Origin of the sequence: Isoptericola sp. NPDC060185 (assembly GCF_042728595.1) — a bacterium.
In the GTDB taxonomy this organism is placed as follows: Bacteria; Actinomycetota; Actinomycetes; order Actinomycetales; family Cellulomonadaceae; genus Isoptericola.
The window spans coordinates 1-1,097 of record NZ_JBHWYY010000163.1 but is presented as its reverse complement, the minus strand read 5'-3'; the positions used below and the strand labels follow the sequence as shown (position 1 = coordinate 1,097).

The window sequence follows — 1,097 nt, the reverse complement described above, 5'->3', positions numbered from 1 at the left end:
CATCCTCGAGGTCGACGCGCCCGAGGTGCGGCACCTGCGCACCGAGGTGGACGGGCGCACGGTCGACGCGACGATGGTGCGCGACGGGACGCAGCCGTGGCGGATGATCGAGCGGCCGCCCACGGGCGCCGAGCCGGATGCCGGTCTTCCCGCCGTGGCGGATGACACGAATCAGCCTGTGCCGGAACCGCGTTCGCTGGCCGAGCTCAGGGCCGACATCGCCGAGGTGGCGCAGCGGCTCGGCATCGACGATCCGTCGAACCTGGCGGGGGAGCAGCTCGACACGCTGCTCGCCGAGCAGGAACGCGCCAATCAGGTGCGGGCCACGCAGGTGGAGGGCCTGGTCGACTACGCGCGCAGCGCCGACGCGATCGACAACTTCAACGCGCTGCACAATGCGCGCAGTGCGCTGGCGCTGCGTTTCGGTGTCACGCCGGAGGCGCTCGGCCCGGAGGTGATCGCCCGTGGGCTCGCCGATCCGGCGACGCGGGTGGAGCCGCACCGTCAGCGGTCGGCGAATCTCACCGATTACGCGAAGCTGCTGCGCGCACTCGACCCGGCAGCCGTCGACGCCGCCCGTGACGCGCTCGCCCCCCATCTCGGCCTGCCGCGCGGTGCGCTGCCGCTCGACGCGGCGGCGCTGGCCGAGGCGCTGTCCAACCGGGCCGCGCGCGGTGACATCGACGATCTCGTCGGGCCGCTCGCCGACTACGTGCGGGCGCTCGCGAAGGTCGATCCGTACGCCGACAACCTGGTCTACGACCCGGACACCGACCCGCGCGCCATCGGCGACGACCCTCCGGTGCACCTACGCGACGCCCTCGACTTCCTGCGCGAAGTGGGCGCCGACGACCTCGGCAACCGGTCGCCGCTACCCGCCGCCCCCGAGGACGCCGTCCCCGGGCCGAGCCGCGACCACGCGCGTCTGCTCGGTGTCGACCTCGCCGACGCCGACGACAAGCGGGTGGCACAGGTTTACGAGTGGTTCCGCGACGGCCGCATCGACAAGCACGAACGCCTGACCCTCGAACAGCTGGCGCGGGTGCACGAGGAGATCCGCGACGAGATCCGGCAGCGCGCCGCCGACATCGCCCGCC

1 protein-coding gene is annotated in these 1,097 nt (G+C 73.2%); it reads left to right on the top strand.

Annotated elements, in window-relative coordinates:
- On the top strand, positions 1 to 1,097 hold a 1,097-nt coding region (locus ACFWDO_RS21450), incomplete at both ends, for a hypothetical protein (protein ID WP_380347213.1).